Genomic DNA, 20415 nt, shown 5'->3' on the forward strand with positions numbered 1-20415 from the left:
GATACAGAAGGTGACGATCTACGAGCACGACCAGGGGACCCCAGCGCAGCGAGGGGACGGGTCACCGAGCGCAGCGAGGGGAGTGTCCGCTGACCGCGACGGGAGCCGCCCGCACGACACCCATGCTCTGGTCGACCGCCTGACGGCCGGTGAGCCCTACGCCGTGGCGTTCGGCGGCCAGGGCGGCGCCTGGCTGGAAAACCTCGAGGAACTGGTGTCGTCGGCCGGGATCGAATCCGACCTGGCGACGCTGGTGGGCGAGGCCGAACTGATGCTCGAGCCGGTGGCGAAAGAGCTCGTGGTGGTGCGTCCGATCGGCTTCCAACCGTTGAGCTGGGTGCGCGCGCTGGCGGCCGAGGACCCGATCCCGTCGGACAAGCACCTGACCTCCGCCGCGGTTTCCATCCCCGGCGTGCTGCTGACCCAGATCGCCGCCATACGCGCCCTCGCGCGGCAGGGCATGGACTGGGCGGCGACGCCGCCGGTGGCCGCGGTCGGGCATTCCCAGGGCGTGCTCGCCGTCGAGGCGTTTCAGGCGGCCGGCGCCCGCGACGCCGAACTGCTGGCGTTGGCGCAGCTCATCGGGGCGGCCGGCACGCTGGTGGCGCGCCGCCGCGGCATCTCGGTGCTGGGCGAGCGCTCGCCGATGGTGTCGGTGACCAACGCCGACCCGGACCGCATCCGCCGGCTGCTGGACGAGTTCGCGCAGGACGTGCGCACGGTGCTGCCGCCGGTGCTGTCCATCCGCAACGGCCGGCGGTCGGTGGTCATCACCGGCACCCCCGAGCAGTTGTCGCGGTTCGAGCTGTATTGCCAGCAGGTCTCCGACAAGGAAGCCGCCGACCGCAAGAACAAGGTCCGCGGCGGCGACGTCTTCGCCCCCGTCTTCGACCCGGTGCGGGTGGAGGTGGGCTTCCACACGCCGCGGCTGGCCGACGGCATCGACATCGTCGGGGGATGGGCCGAGAAGGTCGGCCTCGACGTCGCGCTGACCCGCAAGCTGACCGAGGCCATCTTGGTGGACGGTCTGGACTGGGTGGACGAGATCACGCGTGTTCACCAGGCCGGCGCGCGGTGGATCCTCGATCTGGGTCCCAGCGACATCCTCACCCGACTGACCGCACCGGTGATCCGCGGCCTCGGCATCGGCATCGTGCCCGCGGCCACCCGCGGCGGGCAGCGCAACCTCTTCACCGTCGGCGCCGTGCCCGAGGTCGCCCGGGCGTGGTCGACCTACGCCCCGACCGCGGTTCGCCTGCCCGACGGCCGGGTCAAGCTGTCGACGAAGTTCACCCGCCTGACAGGACGGTCGCCGATCCTGCTCGCGGGCATGACCCCGACCACCGTCGACGCCAAGATCGTCGCGGCCGCCGCCAACGCGGGGCACTGGGCCGAGCTGGCCGGTGGCGGGCAGGTCACCGAGGAGATCTTCGCCGACCGCATCGAGGAGCTCTCCCGCCTGCTCGAGCCCGGCCGCACCTATCAGTTCAACGCGCTGTTCCTCGACCCCTACCTGTGGAAGCTCCAGGTCGGCGGCAAGCGGCTGGTGCAGAAGGCCCGCCAGTCCGGCGCGGCGATCGACGGCCTGGTGATCAGCGCGGGCATTCCCGACCTCGAGGACGCCGTCGAGCTGATCGGCGAACTCAACGACGTCGGCATCAGCCACGTGGTGTTCAAGCCCGGCACGGTCGAGCAGATCCGCTCGGTCATCCGCATCGCGACCGAGGTCCCCACCAAGCCGGTGATCATGCACATCGAGGGCGGGCGCGCCGGCGGGCATCACTCCTGGGAGGACCTCGACGACCTGTTGGTGGCCACCTATTCGGAATTGCGGTCGCGGCCCAACATCACCGTCTGCGTCGGCGGCGGCATCGGCACCCCCGAGCGGGCGGCCGAATACCTGTCCGGCCGCTGGGCGCAGGCCTACGGCTTCCCGTTGATGCCGATCGACGGCATCCTGGTCGGCACCGCGGCGATGGCGACGCTGGAGTCCACCACGTCGCCGTCGGTCAAGCGGATGCTTGTCGAGACCAACGGCACCGACCAGTGGATCAGCGCCGGAAAAGCCCAGGGCGGCATGGCTTCCAGCCGCAGCCAGCTCGGCGCGGACATCCACGAGATCGACAACAGCGCCTCGCGTTGTGGCCGGCTGCTCGACGAGGTCGCCGGTGACGCCGAGGCGGTCGCCGAGCGGCGCGACGAGATCATCGCGGCGATGGCCAACACCGCCAAGCCGTACTTCGGCGACGTGGCGGAGATGACCTACCTGCAGTGGTTGCGGCGGTACGTCGAATTGGCCATCGGCGACGGCGATTCGACCGCGGACACCGCTTCGCCGGGCAGCCCCTGGCTGGCCGACACGTGGCGCGACCGGTTCGAGCAGATGCTCAAGCGCGCCGAAGCGCGTTTGCACCCCAAGGATTTCGGCCCGATCGAAACCGTCTTCAACGAGCCCGAACTGCTCGAGCACCCCGAACAGTGCATCGCCAGGCTGCTTTCGCACTACCCCGACGCCGAAACCGTGCAGCTGCACCCGGCCGACGTGCCGTTCTTCGTCACCCTGTGCAAGACGCTGGGCAAGCCGGTCAACTTCGTGCCCGTCATCGACAAGGACGTGCGGCGCTGGTGGCGCAGCGACTCGCTGTGGCAGGCGCACGACGCCCGCTACGAGGCCGACCAGGTGTGCATCATCCCGGGCACCGCGTCGGTGGCCGGCATCACCCGGATGGACGAGCCCGTCGGCGAGCTGCTGGACCGCTTCGAGCAGGCCGCCATCGACGAGGTGTTGTCCTCCGACGGGCAGCCCCGGCCCGTCACGTCGCGCCGGCTGGGCCGCGTCGACGTCACCGGACCGCTGGCCGTCGTGCTCGACGCCCCCGACGTGCAGTGGGCCGGCCGCACCACGACCAACCCCGTGCACCGCATCGGCGACCCGGCCGAGTGGCTCGTGCACGAAGGCTCTGACGGGCCCGAAAGCCGCCGCGCCACACACTCTTCCACCGGCGCGCGCCTGGAAAGCGCCGTCGGCGCGAACAATGAGCAGGTCGTGTTGAGCGTGCCGGTCTCCGGGGTGTGGGTCGACATCCCGTTCACCTTGCCCGCCAACACGATGGACGGCGGCATCCCGGTCGTCTCCAGCGAGGACGCCGCCACCGCCATGCGCGCGGTCCTGGCGATCGCCGCCGGCGTCGACGGCCCGGAGTTCCTGCCGGCGGTCACCGACGGGACGGCCACCGTGACGGTGGACTGGGATCCCGAGCGGGTCGCCGACCACACCGGCGTCACGGCCACCTTCGGGGAGCCGCTGGCGCCGAGCCTCACCACCGTTCCCGATGCGCTCGTCGGCCCTTGCTGGCCCGCCGTTTTCGCCGTGATCGGCTCGGCGGTCACCGACGACGGTGCCCAGGTGGTGGAGGGGCTGCTCAGCCTGGTGCACCTGGACCACGCCGCCCACGTGGTCGGCAAGCTGCCGACCGTGCGCGCGCAATTGGAAATCACCGCAACGGCTTCCCGCGCCGTCGACACGGACATGGGGCGGGTGGTCAGCGTCGCGGTGACGATCAAGGGCCCGGCCGCGGGTGACGGCTCCGCGGCCGAAGTCGTAGCCACGCTCCGTGAGCGTTTCGCGATCCTCGGCCGCACCGGCGGCGCCGAACTCGCCGATCCGGTCCGGGCCGGCGGCGCGGTGTCGGAGAACGCGACGGACACCCCGCGTCGCCGCCGCCGCGACGTCAGGCTGACCGCGCCGGTCGACATGCGGCCCTTCGCGGTCGTCTCCGGTGACCACAACCCCATCCACACCGATCGGTCGGCCGCCTTGCTGGCGGGCCTGGAATCACCGATCGTGCACGGCATGTGGCTGTCGGCCGCCGCGCAGCACGCGGTGACCGCCACCGACGGCCAGGCCCGCCCACCGGCGCGGCTGATCGGCTGGACCGCGCGATTCTTGGGCATGGTGCGCCCGGGCGACGAGGTCGACTTCCGGGTCGACCGGGTGGGAATCGACCAGGGCGCAGAGGTTTTGGAGGTGGCCGCGCGCGTCGGCTCGGATCTGGTGATGTCGGCCACCGCGCGCCTGGCGTCCCCGAAGACGGTCTACGCGTTCCCCGGCCAGGGCATCCAGTACAAGGGCATGGGCATGGAGGTGCGGGCCCGGTCCAAGGCCGCCCGCAAGGTCTGGGACCAGGCCGACAAGTTCACCCGCGAGGCGCTCGGCTTCTCGGTCCTGCACGTGGTGCGCGACAACCCGACGAGCATCATCGCCAGCGGGGTTCATTACAACCACCCCGACGGCGTGCTGTACCTGACGCAGTTCACTCAGGTCGCGATGGCGACCGTGGCCGCCGCGCAGGTGGCCGAGATGCGCGAGCAGGGCGCCTTCGTCGAAGACGCCATCGCCTGCGGCCACTCGGTGGGCGAGTACACCGCGCTGGCCTGTGTCAGCCGTGTGTTCGAACTCGACGCGCTGCTCGAGGCCGTGTTCCACCGCGGGTCGAACATGCACGACATCGTGCCCCGCGACGAGATGGGCCGCTCCAACTACCGGTTGGCCGCGATCCGGCCCTCGCAGATCGACCTGCCCGACGACAAGGTCACCGAGTTCGTCGACGAAATCGCCGAACGCACAGGCGAGTTTCTCGAGATCGTGAACTTCAACCTGCGCGGCTCGCAATACGCGATCGCCGGCACCGTGCGCGGTCTGGAGGCGCTGGAAGCCGAGGTGGAGCGGCGCCGTGAGATCACCGGTGGCAAGCGCTCCTTCATTCTGGTGCCGGGCATCGACGTGCCGTTCCACTCGCGGGTGCTGCGGGTGGGTGTGGCCGACTTCCGCCGGTCACTCGAGCGGCTCATGCCGCACGGCAAGGATCCCGACCTGATCGTCGGGCGCTACATCCCCAACCTGGTGCCGCGGCCGTTCTCGCTGGATCGCGACTTCATCCAGGAGATCCGGGACCTAGTTCCCGCCGAGCCGCTCGACGAGATCCTCGCCGACTACGACACCTGGCGCAACGAGCGCCCGCGCGAGATGGCGCGAAAGATCTTCATCGAGTTGCTGGCCTGGCAGTTCGCCAGCCCGGTGCGCTGGATCGAGACCCAGGACCTGCTGTTCACCGAGGAGGCCGCCGGCGGGCTGGGCGTGGAGCGGTTCGTCGAGATCGGCGTGAAGTCGTCGCCCACGGTCGCGGGCCTGGCCACCAACACCCTCAAGCTTCCCGAATACGCCCACAGCACAGTGGAAGTGCTCAACGCCGAGCGCGACGCCGCCGTGCTGTTCGCCACCGACACCGACCCGGAGCCGGAGCCGGAGGCCGAGGATGAGGTAGCCGCGGACCCGGTGGCCGAGTCGATGCCGACCGAGCCTGCCGCCACCGCACCGGCACCGGCGCCGAGCGCCCCTTCGGGTGCCGCGCGGCCGGACGACATCGCGTTCGACGCCGCGGACGCCACGCTGGCGCTGATCGCGCTGTCGGCCAAGATGCGCATCGACCAGATCGAGGAGCTGGACTCGATCGAGTCCATCACCGACGGCGCGTCGTCGCGGCGCAACCAGCTGCTGGTGGACCTTGGTTCGGAGCTGAACCTGGGCGCCATCGACGGGGCCGCCGAGGCCGACCTGGCCGGGCTGCGTTCGCAGGTGACCAAGCTGGCCCGCACCTACAAGCCTTTCGGCCCAGTGCTTTCCGACGCGATCAACGATCAGCTGAGGACGGTCCTCGGCCCCTCGGGCAAGCGGCCCGCCGCCATCGCCGAACGGGTCACCAAGGCGTGGGAGCTGGGCGAGGGCTGGGCCAAGCACGTCATGGTCGAGGTCGCGCTGGGCACCCGCGAGGGCACCAGCGTTCGCGGCGGTGGCATGGGGCACCTGCACGAGGGCGCGCTGACCGACGCCGCATCCGTCGACAAGGTCATCGACGCCGCGGTCACCTCGGTGGCCGCCCGGCGCGGCATCGCGGTGGCGCTGCCGTCGACGGGTGGTGGCGGCGGTGCGACCATCGACGCGGCCGCGCTGAGCGAATTCACCGACCAGATCACCGGCCGCGACGGCGTGCTGGCGTCCGCGGCCCGGCTGGTGCTGGGGCAGCTGGGCCTGGACGACCCGGTCAGTGTGTCACCGGCGGCCACCGACGCCGAGCTCATCGACCTGGTCACCGCCGAATTGGGTTCGGACTGGCCACGTTTGGTGGCGCCGGTGTTCGACGCCAAGAAGGCCGTCGTCTTCGACGACCGGTGGGCCAGCGCCCGTGAGGACCTGGTCAAGCTGTGGCTGACCGACGAGGGCGACATCGACGCCGACTGGGTGCGCCTGTCGGAGCGGTTCGAGGGCGCCGGCCACGTCGTCGCCAACCAGGCCACCTGGTGGCAGGGCAAGTCGCTGGCGGCCGGCCGCCAGATCCACGCGTCGCTGTACGGCCGCATCGCCGCCGGTGCGGAGAACCCGGATCCCGGCCCGCACAGCAGCGAGGTCGCCGTGGTGACGGGCGCGTCCAAGGGCTCGATCGCGGCGTCCGTGGTGGCGCGGCTGCTCGACGGCGGCGCCACCGTGGTCGCCACAACGTCCAGGCTCGACGACGAGCGGCTGGCCTTCTACCGCGGCCTGTACCGCGACCACGCCCGCTACGGCGCCGCGCTGTGGGTCGTCGCGGCCAACATGGCCTCCTACTCCGACATCGACGCCCTAGTCGAGTGGGTAGGCACCGAGCAAACCGAAAGCCTTGGGCCGCAGTCGATCCACATCAAGGACGCGCAAACGCCGACGCTGCTGTTTCCGTTCGCGGCGCCCCGCGTCGCGGGCGATCTGTCCGAGGCCGGCTCCCGCTCCGAGATGGAGATGAAGGTGCTGCTGTGGGCCGTGCAGCGGTTGGTCGGCGGGCTGTCGAAGATCGGCGCCGAGCGCGACATCGCGTCGCGGCTGCACGTGGTGCTGCCCGGCTCGCCCAACCGGGGGATGTTCGGCGGTGACGGCGCCTACGGCGAGGCGAAGTCGGCGCTGGACGCGCTGGTGAGCCGCTGGCACGCCGAGTCGTCGTGGGCGGCGCGGGTCAGCCTGGTGCACGCGCTGATCGGCTGGACTCGCGGCACCGGGCTGATGGGCCACAACGACGCCATCGTCAGCGCCGTGGAAGAGGCCGGGGTCACCACCTACTCGACCGACGAGATGGCGGGCCTGCTGCTGAGCCTGTGCGACGTGGAATCCAAGGTGGCCGCGGCCATTTCACCGATCGAGGCGGATCTGACCGGCGGGCTGGCCGAGGCCGACCTCGACATGGCCGAGCTGGCGGCCAAGGCGCGCGAGGAGATGACGTCGGAGGCCGCCGAGGCCGACGACGCTCACGCCGAGGGCACCATCGCGGCCCTGCCGTCGCCGCCGCGCGGACACCGCCCCGCACCGCCACCGGAGTGGGCCGACCTCGACGTCGACCCCGCCGACCTGGTGGTGATCGTCGGCGGCGCCGAACTCGGCCCGTACGGCTCGTCGCGCACCCGCTTCGAAATGGAGGTCGACAACGAGCTGTCGGCGGCCGGTGTCCTGGAGCTGGCCTGGACCACCGGCTTGATCCGCTGGGAAGACGATCCCCAACCCGGTTGGTACGACACCGAATCCGGCGAACTGGTCGACGAGGCCGAGCTGGTCGAGCGCTACCACGACACCGTCGTCGAGCGTTGCGGCATCCGTGAGTTCGTCGACGACGGCGCGATCGACCCCGACCACGCGTCGCCGTTGCTGGTGTCGGTGTTTTTGGACAAGGACTTCGCGTTCGTGGTGTCCTCGGAGGCCGATGCCCGCGCCTTCGTCGAGTTCGACCCGGAGCACACCGTCATCCGCCCGGTGCCCGACTCCAGCGACTGGCAGGTCATCCGCAAGGCGGGCACCGAGATTCGGGTGCCGCGCAAGACCAAGCTGTCGCGCGTCGTCGGCGGCCAGGTCCCGACCGGGTTCGACCCGACCGTGTGGGGCATCAGCCCCGACATGGCCAGTTCCATTGACCGGCTTGCGGTGTGGAACATCGTGGCGACCGTCGACGCGTTCCTGTCGGCCGGTTTCACCCCGGCCGAGGTGATGCGCTACGTGCACCCGAGCATGGTGGCCAACACCATGGGGACCGGCATGGGCGGTGGCACCTCGATGCAGACGATGTACCACGGCAACCTGCTGGGCCGTAACAAGCCCAACGACATCTTCCAGGAAGTCCTGCCGAATATCGTTGCCGCGCACGTGGTTCAGTCCTACATCGGCAGCTACGGCGCGATGATCCACCCGGTCGCCGCGTGCGCGACGGCCGCGGTGTCGGTCGAGGAGGGTGTCGACAAGATCCGGCTGGGCAAGGCCGAGATGGTGGTGGCCGGCGGCATCGACGACCTGACGCTGGAGGGCATCATCGGCTTCGGTGACATGGCGGCCACCGCCGACACCGGGATGATGCGCGGCCGGGGCATCCACGACTCGAAGTTCTCCCGGCCGAACGACCGGCGCCGGCTGGGCTTCGTGGAGGCCCAGGGCGGCGGGACGATACTGCTGGCCCGTGGCGACCTCGCGCTCAAGATGGGCCTGCCGGTGCTGGCGGTGGTCGGCTTCGCGCAGTCCTTCGGCGACGGCGTGCACACCTCGATCCCCGCGCCCGGCCTCGGTGCGCTGGGCGCCGGTCGCGGCGGCAAGGATTCGCCGCTGGCGCGGGCGCTGGCCAAGCTGGGGGTGACCGCCGACGACATCGCGGTGGTCTCCAAGCACGACACGTCGACGCTGGCCAACGACACCAACGAGACCGAGCTGCATGAGCGGCTCGCTGACTCGTTGGGCCGCTCCTCGGGCGCGCCGCTGTTCGTGGTGTCGCAGAAGAGCCTCACCGGGCACGCCAAGGGCGGCGCGGCGGTCTTCCAGATGATGGGCGTGTGCCAGATGCTGCGCGACGGGGTCATCCCGCCCAACCGCAGCCTGGATTGCGTCGACGACGAGCTGGCCGGGTCGGCCCACTTCGTGTGGGTGCGCGAGACCCTGCGCCTCGGGGATAGGTTCCCGCTCAAGGCCGGAATAGTGACCAGCCTCGGGTTCGGGCACGTGTCCGGGCTGGTCGCGCTGGTGCACCCGCAGGCGTTCATCGCGGCGCTGGATCCGGAGCAGCGCGCGGATTACCGGCGGCGCGCCGACGCGCGGCTGCTGGCCGGTCAGCGGCGGCTGGTGTCGGCCATCGCGGGCGGACCGCCGATGTACGAGCGGCCGCCGGACCGCCGCTTCGACCAGCACGCGCCGGAGAAGCGCCAGGAGGCGGCGATGCTGCTGAACCCGGCCGCCCGGCTGGACGACGGCGACGTCTACGGGGCCAACCAGGTCGCTGCACGATGATTCGGCGCATCCGTTAGCCTTCCGACCCATGGGAATTGTCGGCGTGGGGATCGACGTCGTCTCCATTCCAGATTTCGCCGAGCAGGTCGACCAGCCGGGAACGGTGTTCTCCGAGACGTTTACCCCGGGTGAGCGCCGCGACGCCTCCGACAAGAGCTCGTCGGCGGCGCGCCACCTGGCCGCCCGGTGGGCCGCGAAAGAGGCCGTGATCAAGGCGTGGTCCGGGTCGCGGTTCGCCCAGCGCCCGGTGCTGCCCGAGGACATCCACCGCGACATCGAGGTGGTCACGGACATGTGGGGCCGCCCGCGGGTGCGGTTGACCGGGGAGATCGCCAAGCATCTGGCCGACGTGACGATCCACGTGTCGCTGACGCACGAAGGCGACATCGCCGCGGCGGTGGCGATACTCGAGACCCCGTGACCGGTCCCGTTACCCCGCGAGCGCCCGAGTCTGCACGGCGACACGCCGGAAAGAGTGGCACTTTGCGGTCCTCGCCGGCCCGAAAGCCACCCCGGGCGCGTCGGGCTAGCCTCGAGGGCATGAGCGATCTGGTCGAGCGCGTCCGCGAGGTGCTGCCGTCGGTGCGCCGCGATCTCGAGGACCTGGTGCGCATCGAGTCGGTGTGGGCCGACCCCGGTCGGCGCGACGAGGTACACCGCAGCGCGCGGGCGGTCGCGGATCTGTTGTCGCAGGCGGGTTTTGCCCACGTGGACATCGTCAGCGAGGGCGGGGCGCCGGCTGTCATCGCCAAACATCCGGCGCCGCCGGGCGCGCCCACCGTGCTGCTCTACGCCCACCACGACGTGCAGCCCGAAGGCGACGTCACCGAGTGGGCGTCGCCGCCCTTCGAGCCCGCCGAGCGCGACGGGCGGCTCTACGGCCGGGGCAGCGCCGACGACAAGGCCGGCATCGCAACGCATTTGGCGGCGTTCCGGGCGCACGGCGGCCGGCCCCCGGTGGGCGTGACCGTCTTCGTCGAGGGCGAGGAGGAATCCGGCTCGCCGTCGCTGGGCCGGCTGCTCGCCGCCCACCGCGACGCGCTGGCGGCCGACGTCATCGTCATCGCCGACTCGGACAACTGGAGCACCGAGGTACCGGCGCTGACGGTGTCGCTGCGCGGCCTGGCCGACTGCGTCGTCGAGGTGGCCACGCTCGACCACGGGCTGCACTCCGGCCTATGGGGCGGCGCGGTTCCCGACGCGCTGACGGTGCTGGTGCGCCTGCTGGCCACCCTGCACGACGACGACGGCAATGTCGCCGTGGCGGGCCTGCACGAAAGTACCGCGGCCGCAGTCGATTACCCCGCTGAGCGGGTGCGCGCGGAATCCGGGCTGCTCGATGGTGTGCGCGAAATCGGGACGGGCTCCGCGCCGCAACGCCTCTGGGCCAAGCCGGCGATCACCGTGATCGGCATCGACACGACATCGATCGCGGCGTCGTCGAACACGCTGGTCCCGCGCGCCCGCGCCAAGGTCAGCATGCGGGTCGCGCCGGGCGGCGACGCCGCCGCGCATCTGGACGCGCTCCGCACCCACCTGGAACGGCACGCGCCGTGGGGTGCGCGGGTGACGGTCACGCCCGGCGATATCGGGCAGCCGTTCGCCATCGATGCCAGCGGCCCGGTCTATGACGCCGCGCGGGCGGCCTTTCGGCAGGCCTGGGGCACCGAGCCGATCGACATGGGCATGGGCGGCTCGATCCCGTTCATCGCCGAGTTCGCGGCCGCGTTCCCGCAGGCGAAGATCCTCGTGACCGGCGTGGAGGATCCCGCCACGCAAGCCCACAGCGTCAACGAGAGCCTGCACCTCGGCGTGCTGGAACGCGCGGCGGTCGCCGAGGCGTTGCTGCTGGCGTATCTGGGTTAGACGTCGAGGTCGCGCCGCAGCTTGGCGACGTGGCCGGTGGCCTTGACGTTGTACTGCGCGACGGCGATCTTGCCCTTCTCGTCGACCACGAACGTGGACCGAATCACGCCCGTCACGGTCTTGCCGTACATCTGCTTCTCGCCGTAGGCGCCCCAGGCGGTCAGCACCTTGCGGTCGGGATCCGAGAGCAGCGGGAACGTCAGCTTTTCGGCGTCCCGGAACCTGGCGAGCTTCTCCGGCTTGTCGGGGGAGATGCCGATGACGTCGAGGCCGGCGTCGTTGAGCTCGTGGAGGTTGTCGCGAAAGTCGCACGCCTGTTTGGTGCACCCCGGTGTCAATGCGGCCGGATAGAAGTAGACGACGACCCGGCGGCCCTTGTAGTCGGCCAGCGACACCGTGTTGCCGTCGGCGTCGGGCAGGGTGAAGGCGGGGGCTTTGTCTCCGGGCGCCAGCCGTGGGGTTTCGGTCACTGCTCTAGGGTAGTTCCTCAGGTGCATCAGCCGGACTTGGAGGACAGAGACGTGGCGGACCGGGACCCCGAGGCCATCAAGCGCGACATCGACGTGGCCCGCGACCAGCTGGCGGCAACGGTCGACTCGCTGGCCGAGCGGGCCAATCCGCGCCGCCTGGCCGACGACGTCAAGGCCCGGGTGATCGAGTTCGTGCAGAAACCCGCCGTGCTCGTGTCCCTGGCCGGGGTCGGGGCCGTCGTCGTGGTGGTCGTCATCCGCCGGGTCCGGAACCGCTAACGGCACACTCAAGACATGCCGGCGCCGGCGCCGCTCTGGACGTGCACCGGAAGGTCGTCGGCCCACGGCTGGCTGGTGACCATGTCGTCGACGTCGACGTGGCCGCGTTCGAACTCGCCCGTCGCGGCGTCGACGAGCCGGTATTCCTGGGTCTGCCTGTGGATCGGCTGCGCGTCGAGGATCACGACCCGCACCTCACCCGGCTCGAACCCGCACCGGCGCTGCAGCGCTTCGACGAGGCACTCGTTGTGCATGTGGCCGTCGCCGAAGTTCCAGCCGAGCACCATGGAGCACAGCACTTCGCCCTCGCACAGGTTGTAGTCGTCCTCGTCGTAGCCCGCCAACGCGCGGTGCACCAGCGTGTAGAGCGCGCGCCCGTGGGTGTTCATGCCGCGGAACGCGAGGGCGAGGTGGAGGGGGATCAGTGTTTCCTCCCTGCTGCCGTACAGCCGCTCGAGTTGTAGGTGCTGCATCGGGCCCAGCGCACGTGAGCCGGTGCGGAACTTGTCGTCGACCGTCGGCTTGACGCACCAGACCGTGGTGTCCCAGTTGCCGGCGTAGTAGCGCATGCCGGGCAGGAAGGAAACCTTGCGCGGGAACAGGTTTCCGATGACCACGACGGAGACCAAGACCGCGAACAGCACGACGGGCCACGGCCCGGTCAGGTCGGACAGGCTCGTGCCCGCGTGCGCGACGAACAGCGACAGCACGCCGAAAATCATGAACACGTTCCACTCGAGCGGCACCCCCATCGGGAAGGCCAGCAGGATGTTCAGGTGGAACACGATCATCACGAAGGCGGCGACGGCCGTCGGCCAGCCACCGCGGGAGAACAGCAACACCAGGGGCACCAACCCCTCCACCGCGGTCGAGAAGTGGGCGATGGCGCCCGCTAATGCGCTGGGCCGCAGGTCATCCGGAAAGCGCCTGAACATCGAACGCTTGAGCGGCCCGGAGGGGATGAACGGGTTGTTCGCGAGCATCGTCGAGATCACGAACGGGAAGTGCTTGGTGAGCTTCGAGGCCGCCGCCCCCAGCCAGATCACCACGAAGACCAGTTTGGCCCCGACGATGATGTCGGCCCCGGAGAACAGGAACGCCAACGCCAGCGGCGCGTAGACCTCACCGCGGGCGGCAAGGAAGATCACCTTGTCGCGCAGGCTGATCACGGCCAGGACGGTCAGGACCGCGATGATCTGCCGGGAGGGCAGCACCCCAATCGTGGTGCCCAGGGCGGGAACTGGGCCCGTGCCGTCGGACAACAGCGCGGTCACGAGCAATGCGAGAAGCGCCCCGTAGAGCAGCGCGTCGAACGGAGTCCTGTTGTCGCCCTTCGTCAGCGGCACCCGCTCGGGCCAAGGCGGCAGCCGGATGGTGCCGGGCCGCAGCCAATACAGGATCGAACCCATCGGCGGAAAGTAGCGCCCGGCCAGCGGCCCGAAACAGCAACCCAGGCCGACGACTTCGAACAGCATCGTGAACAGCACGACCTTTTCGAACACGATCGGTTCCGACCACCACGCGCCGACGCCGGTGAAACCCCCGATGCCCGCGGTCGACCACGCGAACAGCCACCCGCCGAGGATGTACAGCGCGATCTTCACGCCGTACATCACGTGCATCACCAGCGGGGTGCCGAAGCCGTTCTCGGCGATGTGGCGCGCCATCGGCACGATCCGCTGGGCGCGCGGTTGCTTGCTCCACTCGGCCACGTCGACGACGGGCAGATTCGGCTGGATGAACCCCATGGCAGCTCCTTCGCGATGCAGCTCGTTTCAGGGGGCGCTTCACCAATTGCTGTGGAAAGAACCTACAGCCAACGACCGCGGGGCGCGTATGGATGAGGAACCGGAGTCCCCAGTGTCAGTTCCGGATGCGGATTTTCGCGCGCTGGGGCTGTGACGGAATTCATCGAATTCGAAGCGACCGCGCTCACCTAGCTCACGGGCGTGAACGGCCCTCGCCCGACGACCTTGGGTCGCTTGGACTCGACCCATCGAGTTGTGACCGGGTTGAACCACTCCCACGCGCCCCGCCAGCGCCACCGCACACCCTCGTGGTCGACCCATTGGCGCCCGCGTTGTGGGTCGCCGAGCACATCAACCTGGGTCACACTTCGAGATCGTAGCGGATTATTTGCATAGGAAACTATTGCATTAACACTTTATTAGAAACGAGATCGCCATCCTGGCGCCGGCACGGATCCCACAAGGATGACGGACGAGGGCGTGCGCGCGCCTTGACGAGGGCGGGGCCTTGCAGGGTCCACGGTCGAATGCCGCGCGGGCAGCCACCAAACGCGGTTCGGTGACGCGTGCTGGTCGAGTTGCGATGATGCTCTGAAGTGCGCCGTCAGGGTTTCGAACCCCGGACCCGCTGATTAAGAGTCAGCTGCTCTACCAACTGAGCTAACGGCGCGTCGGTCCAAGACCGCGTTTGCGACAATAACAGGCGCCCTGTCGCTGAGCGAAATCCCGGACCTTTTCCAGGATACCGAGCCCGGCCGATCAAAACAGGGTGCCGCAGTAGGGCGCCCGCTCGGTGCCGAACGCGGCGTCGAGCTCCCGCAGCGCACCGTGGCGCAGCTCGGCGATGCGGCCGGCCCGGGCAAGTTGGGAGGCCCGGTGGGCACCCATGTAGATCGTCCCCAACTCCGACAGGCCGAGCTCGACGACCGCCGGCCCGTCGTGCGGTGTGCACTTCCCGGCGCCGTCGCGCGCCTGAAGCAGGAACGTTCCCCCCGCCAGGTTGAGCGGGTCCGTCACTTCCAGCACCACGTCGACGTCGGCCGAGTAGGTGCGGGCTCCGAGCACCTCGGGCACGTCGTTGATCCGCACCCACAAAAAGTCGCTGCGGCCGGTGGTCCGCGCTGCGCGCTGGTCGCGCAGTTTGAGGGGAAGCGGATCGTCGACGGGCAGGTCGATCTCGACGTCGTCGAACATCTCCAACACCAGCAACGTCTCGAGCAGTTCGGTGTGCGCTTCGTCGGTGATGGGGCAGAAGTCCTCGACCACCACGTGGCCGAACGGCGGCCGAAACGCGTGCTTGGCCTCGCCGACGACGCGATAGGTCAGAAAGCCGTCGGGATGAATCGTGTAGTTCAGCGCGGAGCCGTTGCCGCGCTGCGTCGGCCTGTCTTCCAAAAAGTCGGCCCACCACGCGCTGTCCCGCTCGACGGCCCCAGGCGTTGTGGCGCACCATCTTTCGTACAGTTCGGGTAGGACGTGCCGGGCCTCTGCGGCGTTGACCTCGCGCGCACGATTGGCATCCGGCGCGTCGCGCAGCTTCGCGAAGCGGCGGTCGATGCAGTATGAGTGCATGTAGCTGGCCACCCCGGCACCGAAACCGTCGTACATCGCGGTCTGGGTCGGAACGCCACAAACGATCGGGTAGCCGCGGTCCAGCAGGATGCCCAACCCCTGGGCGGACAGCTGCGCCCAGATCCCGGAACCCTGATGCGTCGACGCGACCGTGATCATCGTCAGCCACGCGGCGCGCAGGCTGGTGCCACCGGGAACGGTGAGCCGCGCGCGGTAGATGATCGACGTCCCCACCAGATTCGGGCGCTGCCCGTCGGAGACGTCCTCGGCGATCAGGATGTCTTCGAGTTCGACCCGGCGCTTCCATGCCTCGACGTCCCGCGCGTCCACCGGATCCCCGAAGGCGCGAGCCTGGTTCTCATAGACCGCCTGCCAGTCATCTTCGGTTGGATGTCTGATCCTGAGGGCGTCGTCCGTCGTCGTCATCGCTCATCCAATCCGCGGCTGGCCCAGCCAAACCGGCGCTCTGCACACCGATACCCGACTGTCAGAACGCCAAACCTCGCCACCGGCGGGTGGGTCAGGCGAGCGAGTTTGGGGTATAGCGATACGCCATGCTGCCCGCATTCACCCGGCTTGCGATCGCCGCGCCGCGACGCATCATCGCGGTCGCGGTGTTGGCCCTGCTGGGGGCGGCGATCTTCGGCATTCCGGTGGTCAACGGCCTGTCGGGCGGCGGCTTCCAAGACCCCACCTCGGAGTCCGCGCGGGCGACCGAACTCCTGCGCGACCGGTTCGACCAAACCGATCAGCACATGATGATCGCGGTGACGGCGCCGGCCGGCGCCCGCGGCGCCGAGGCCCGCGGCGTGGCCACCGACATCGTCGAGCACCTGAACCGGTCGCCGTGGGTCCTGAACGTGTCTTCGGCGTGGACGTCACCGCCGCAGGTCGCCGCGCAGCTGGTCAGCAAGGACGGCAGGTCCGGATTGATCGTGGCCGGCCTGAAGGGCGGCGAGAACGACGCGCAGAAGTATGCCAGCGCCCTGACCAGCGAATTGGTGCACGACCGCGACGGCGTCACCCTGCGGGCCGGCGGCATGGCCGTGGCGTACGCGCAGATCAACGAGCAGAACGCGCGGGACCTGGTGTTGATGGAGTCGATCGCGATCCCGCTGAGCTTCGCGGTGCTGGTCTGGGTGCTCGGCGGGGTGGTGGCGGCCGCGCTGCCGATCGCGTTGGGCGGGCTGACCATTGCCCTGACGATGTCGGTGTTGCGGCTGATCAGCTTCGCGACCGACGTCTCGACCTACGCCCTGGACCTGAGCATCGCGATGGGCCTGGCGCTGGCGATCGACTACAACCTGCTGATCATCAGCCGCTACCGCGAGGAGCTGGCGCGGTGTGCCGGTCGGGACGTGGCGCTGTTGCGGACCATGGCGACCGCCGGTCGGACCGTGCTGTTCTCCGCCACCACCGTCGGGCTGTCGATGGCGGTGATGGCGGTCTTCCCGATGTACTTCCTGAAGTCGTCCGCCTACACCATCGTCGCTACCGCGGCCATCGTCGCGATCGCGTCCATCGTGGTGACACCGGCGGCGCTCGCGCTGCTGGGCCCCCGGCTCGACGCGCTGGACGTGCGCCGGTGGCTGGCGCGCCGGACACCCCCGCGGGCGAAGTCGTGGCGCGACCACGCGCACAAGCCGGTCTATTCGTTGTTCTGGTATCGATCGACCAAATTCGTGCTGCGTCACGCCGCGCCGCTCGGGCTGAGCGTCGTCGCGCTGATGCTGCTGCTGGGCGCCCCGTTCCTCGGGGTGAAGTGGGGTTTTCCGGACGAGCGGGTGCTGCCTCGTTCGGCGTCGGCGCGCCAGGTCGCCGACATGTTGGACAACGATTTCGGCAACGGGCTGGGGACCTCGGTGTCGGTGGTCGTCCCCGACGCGCACGGTGTGACGCCCGCCGACCTGGAGCGCTACGCGGCCGACCTGTCGCGCGTGCCCGACGTGTCGGCGGTCACCGCCCCGACCGCGACGTTCGCCGGCGGACGCCCGGTGGGACCGCCGGCGGCGGCGACCGGCATCGCCGGAGGCAGCGCGTTCCTCACCGTGGCCACCACCGCGCCCCTGTACTCGCAGGCCTCCAACACCCAGCTCGACCGATTGCATCAGGTCGCCGGGCCGGCGGGGCGGTCGGTGGAGCTGACCGGGCTGGCGCAGATCAACCGCGACAGCGTGGACGCGATCAGCAGGGGGCTGCCCACCACGCTGGCCCTGATCGCCGTCATCACCTTCGCGCTGCTGTTCTTGCTCACCGGCAGCGTGGTGATACCGCTGCAGGCATTGGTGTGCAACGTGTTGTCACTGACCGCGGCGTTCGGCGCGATGGTGTGGATCTTCCAGGACGGCCACCTCGGCGCGCTGGGCACCACCCCCAACGGGACGCTGAACGCCAACATCCCGGTGTTGTTGTTCTGCATCGCTTTTGGGTTGGCCATGGATTACGAGGTGTTCCTGGTCTCGCGGATCCACGAGTACTGGCGGGCCTCGTTGGCCTCGCGCGAGGCGCGACCCGGCGCGGTGGAGGCTCACGCCGCCACCGACGAGAGCACGGCGTTGGGCATCGCCGGCATCGGCCGGGTGGTCACCACCGCCGCGGTGGTGATGTCGATTTCGTTCGCCGCCCTGATCCCCGCGCACGTGTCGTTCATGCGCATGCTCGGCCTCGGCCTGACGCTGGCGGTGCTGGCCGACGCCACCCTGGTGCGAATGGTGCTGGTGCCGGCCTTCATTCACCTGCTCGGCCGGTGGAGCTGGTGGGCGCCGAAACCACTGGCCCGGCTGCATGAACGGTTGGCGATGGGTGAGGGCGGCGCCGACGAGGTGGGGCGGCGGCGCTGGGCCGCCGACGCGCCCAGCCGTCGGGGCCCGCTGATCAAGAGGTGGCCCACCGGGGCCGTGACGGGCCGTGGCTAGCGCGCAGATCGCCGCCCTGCTCGCATTGGCTTCCGCGCTGTGCATCGCGATCGGCGACGTGCTGCAGCAACGAGCGGCCCACTGCATCGCCGACAGGTCGGCCGGCAACGTCGAGCTGTTCGCCAACCTGCTGCGCAGCCAGCGCTGGTGGTGGGGCGCGCTGCTGCTCGCGGCGAGCATTGCGTTGCAGGCGGCCGCGCTGAGCCGCGGTTCGGTGCTGCTGGTGCAGGCGCTGCTCATGCTGTCGCTGCTGTTCGCGTTGCCGGTAAATGCCAGGCTGTCGAAGCGCGCGGTGAGCGCAGACGAGTGGTTCTGGGCCGGCCTGCTCACCGCCTCGGTGATCGTGATCGTCGTCGTCGGCGATCCGCAGGCCGGCCGTTCCAGCGCATCGCTGGGCACTTGGGCGGCGGTGGCCGCGGTGTTGGGGCCGCTGTTCGTCGCATGCGTTGTGGCGGCCCGGATTTGGGGCGGCCCCGTGGCCGCGTTGCTCTTGGCGTTGGTGTCGGGTTCGCTGTGGGGCGTCTTCGCGGTGCTGACCAAGGAGGTCGTCGCCCGGCTCGGCGACGGCGCATTGGCGGTGGCCGGGACACCCGAGCTGTATGCGTGGCTTTTGGCCGCCGCCGGGGGTTTCGCGTTCAGCCAGTTGGCTTTCCGGGCCGGGCCGCTGACGGCGTCGATGCCGGCCCTGCAGATGTCGCAGCCGGTGGTGGCGGCGGCGCTGGGCGTCGTCGTGCTCGACGAGACCCTCGACACGGGCCGTGCCGAGGTCGTCGCCCTGGCGGTGGCGGCGCTGGTGATGGCGGCGGCGATCGTGAAACTCGCGCGCGTCGAGGCCGTCGCCACCCGCCGCAGGGTCGACGCGAAGCGCCACGGGCCGGTGAGTCAGTCGGCGTAAATCACGCCTTGGCCTCGTCGGCCCGTCTGCCCATTGTGGGGGGACAAAACCCATTACAATGCTTCCACTGTTTCTGGTCAGCGGTGACCAACCCAAGCGGATCGAATCGGAAGGCCTGCTCGATGACGCCTTTGCTCAGACACCGATCATTGCTGTTTATTGCCATGATTGTGTTTGCTGTGGTTGGTGTTTCGTGCAGTGACAAACACACCGCCGCGCCGCCGAGGGTGATCTTCGACAAGGGCACGCCCTTCGGCGACCTGCTGGTTCCCAAGCTCACGTCCTCGGTCAGCGACGGCGCCGTCGGCGTCACGGTGGACGCACCGGTGACGGTGAGCGTCGCCTCCGGCGTGCTCGGGTCGGTGACGATGGTCAACGAGAACGGCCGGTCGATCAGCGGGCAGCTCAGCCCCGACGGGCTGCGCTGGTCGACCACCGAGCAGCTGGGCTACAACAGGCGCTACACGCTGAGCGTGAAGGCGCTGGGGCTCGGTGGCGCGGCGACCCGGCAGATGACCTTTCAGACCAGTTCGCCGGCGCACCTGACGATGCCGTACGTCAGCCCCGCCGACGGCGAGGTGACCGGCGTCGGCCAGCCGGTGGCGATCCGCTTCGACGAGAACATCACCGACCGCGCCGCCGCCCAGAAGGCCATCAAGATCACCACCAACCCCCCCGTGGAGGGCGCGTTCTACTGGCTGACGAACCGCGAAGTGCGTTGGCGCCCAGAGCATTTCTGGAAGCCGGGCACGACGGTCGATGTGGCGGTCAACACCTACGGCGTCGATCTGGGCGACGGGATGTTCGGTGAGGACAACGTCAAGACGCACTTCACCATCGGCGACGAGGTCATCTCGACCGCCGACGACACCACCAAGACGGTGACCGTGCGGGTCAACGGCGAGGTCGTCAGGACCATGCCGACCTCGATGGGCAAGGACAGCACCCCGACGGCCAACGGGGTCTACATCATCGGCGCGCGATTCAAGCACATCATCATGGATTCCTCGACCTACGGTGTTCCGGTCAACTCGCCCAACGGATATCGCACCGAGGTCGAGTGGGCCACCCAGATGTCCTACAGCGGCGTGTTCGTGCATTCGGCGCCGTGGTCCGTCGGCGCACAGGGCCACACCAACACCAGCCACGGGTGCCTGAACGTGAGCCCGAGCAACGCCGAATGGTTCTACGAGCACAGCAAGAGCGGCGACATCGTCGAGGTGGTGCACACCGTGGGCCCGACGCTCCCGGGCACCGAGGGGCTGGGGGACTGGAACATCCCGTGGCCGGTGTGGAAGGCGGGCAACGCCGACACCTGACGGGTTCCGCG

At 69.6% G+C, this 20415-nt stretch carries 11 protein-coding genes and 1 tRNA gene; 7 read left to right on the forward strand and 5 right to left on the reverse strand.

What is annotated here, in order from left to right:
- Positions 1-10 precede the first annotated feature (10 nt).
- The 3 genes from BST11_RS06305 to BST11_RS06315 all read left to right on the forward strand — a co-directional run bounded on the left by BST11_RS06305 (position 11) and on the right by BST11_RS06315 (position 11206).
- Positions 11-9340, forward strand: coding sequence for a fatty acid synthase subunit beta domain-containing protein (locus tag BST11_RS06305; RefSeq protein ID WP_372509704.1), 9330 nt, complete (start codon positions 11-13; stop codon positions 9338-9340).
- A gap of 28 nt (positions 9341-9368) precedes the next feature.
- Positions 9369-9761 carry a holo-ACP synthase AcpS gene (gene acpS, locus BST11_RS06310; RefSeq protein WP_083137113.1) on the forward strand — a complete coding sequence of 131 codons (393 nt, stop codon included), beginning with the start codon at positions 9369-9371 and terminating at the stop codon, positions 9759-9761.
- A 119-nt stretch (positions 9762-9880) separates the two neighbouring features.
- Positions 9881-11206 (forward strand): dipeptidase, encoded by a 1326-nt coding sequence (locus BST11_RS06315; protein WP_083137114.1) that lies wholly within the window; start codon positions 9881-9883, stop codon positions 11204-11206.
- On the opposite strand, the gene bcp is transcribed toward BST11_RS06315, so the two are convergent.
- Entirely contained in the window at positions 11203-11676 is a 474-nt protein-coding gene (gene bcp / locus BST11_RS06320; RefSeq protein ID WP_083137115.1) for a thioredoxin-dependent thiol peroxidase, read from the reverse strand. The genes BST11_RS06315 and bcp overlap by 4 nt on opposite strands.
- 51 nt (positions 11677-11727) lie before the next feature.
- On the opposite strand from bcp, the gene BST11_RS06325 reads away from it, so the two are divergent.
- Positions 11728-11955, forward strand: coding sequence for a DUF3618 domain-containing protein (locus BST11_RS06325; protein ID WP_083137171.1), 228 nt, complete (start codon positions 11728-11730; stop codon positions 11953-11955).
- Between the two features lie 8 nt (positions 11956-11963).
- Here the strand turns inward: BST11_RS06325 and BST11_RS06330 are convergent, their stop codons facing one another.
- The 4 genes from BST11_RS06330 to BST11_RS06340 all read right to left on the reverse strand — a co-directional run bounded on the left by BST11_RS06330 (position 11964) and on the right by BST11_RS06340 (position 15701).
- Positions 11964-13703: a DUF3556 domain-containing protein gene (locus tag BST11_RS06330; RefSeq protein WP_083137116.1), complete on the reverse strand. Its 1740-nt coding sequence runs from the start codon at positions 13701-13703 to the stop codon at positions 11964-11966.
- Positions 13704-13891: 188 nt separating this feature from the next.
- On the reverse strand, positions 13892-14068 hold the full coding sequence (locus BST11_RS27550; RefSeq protein WP_158086768.1) for a hypothetical protein: 177 nt from the start codon (positions 14066-14068) through the stop codon (positions 13892-13894).
- Positions 14069-14300: 232 nt separating this feature from the next.
- Positions 14301-14373 (reverse strand) — tRNA-Lys (locus BST11_RS06335).
- 89 nt (positions 14374-14462) lie between these two features.
- A complete protein-coding gene (locus tag BST11_RS06340) occupies positions 14463-15701 on the reverse strand; it encodes a GNAT family N-acetyltransferase (RefSeq protein ID WP_083137117.1) in 1239 nt (412 codons plus the stop codon).
- A 128-nt stretch (positions 15702-15829) separates the two neighbouring features.
- Here BST11_RS06340 and BST11_RS06345 point away from each other — a divergent pair, with 128 nt between their 5' ends.
- The 3 genes from BST11_RS06345 to BST11_RS06355 all read left to right on the forward strand — a co-directional run bounded on the left by BST11_RS06345 (position 15830) and on the right by BST11_RS06355 (position 20404).
- Positions 15830-18190, forward strand: coding sequence for an MMPL family transporter (locus BST11_RS06345; protein WP_083137118.1), 2361 nt, complete (start codon positions 15830-15832; stop codon positions 18188-18190).
- Positions 18183-19085: a DMT family transporter gene (locus BST11_RS06350; protein ID WP_083137119.1), complete on the forward strand. Its 903-nt coding sequence runs from the start codon at positions 18183-18185 to the stop codon at positions 19083-19085. Before BST11_RS06345 ends, BST11_RS06350 begins: the two co-directional genes overlap by 8 nt.
- A gap of 164 nt (positions 19086-19249) precedes the next feature.
- Positions 19250-20404 carry a L,D-transpeptidase gene (locus BST11_RS06355; RefSeq protein ID WP_244897548.1) on the forward strand — a complete coding sequence of 385 codons (1155 nt, stop codon included), beginning with the start codon at positions 19250-19252 and terminating at the stop codon, positions 20402-20404.
- Positions 20405-20415: the final 11 nt, after the last annotated feature.

The sequence above is a fragment of the Mycobacterium alsense genome (assembly GCF_002086635.1).
GTDB lineage: Bacteria > Actinomycetota > Actinomycetes > Mycobacteriales > Mycobacteriaceae > Mycobacterium > Mycobacterium alsense.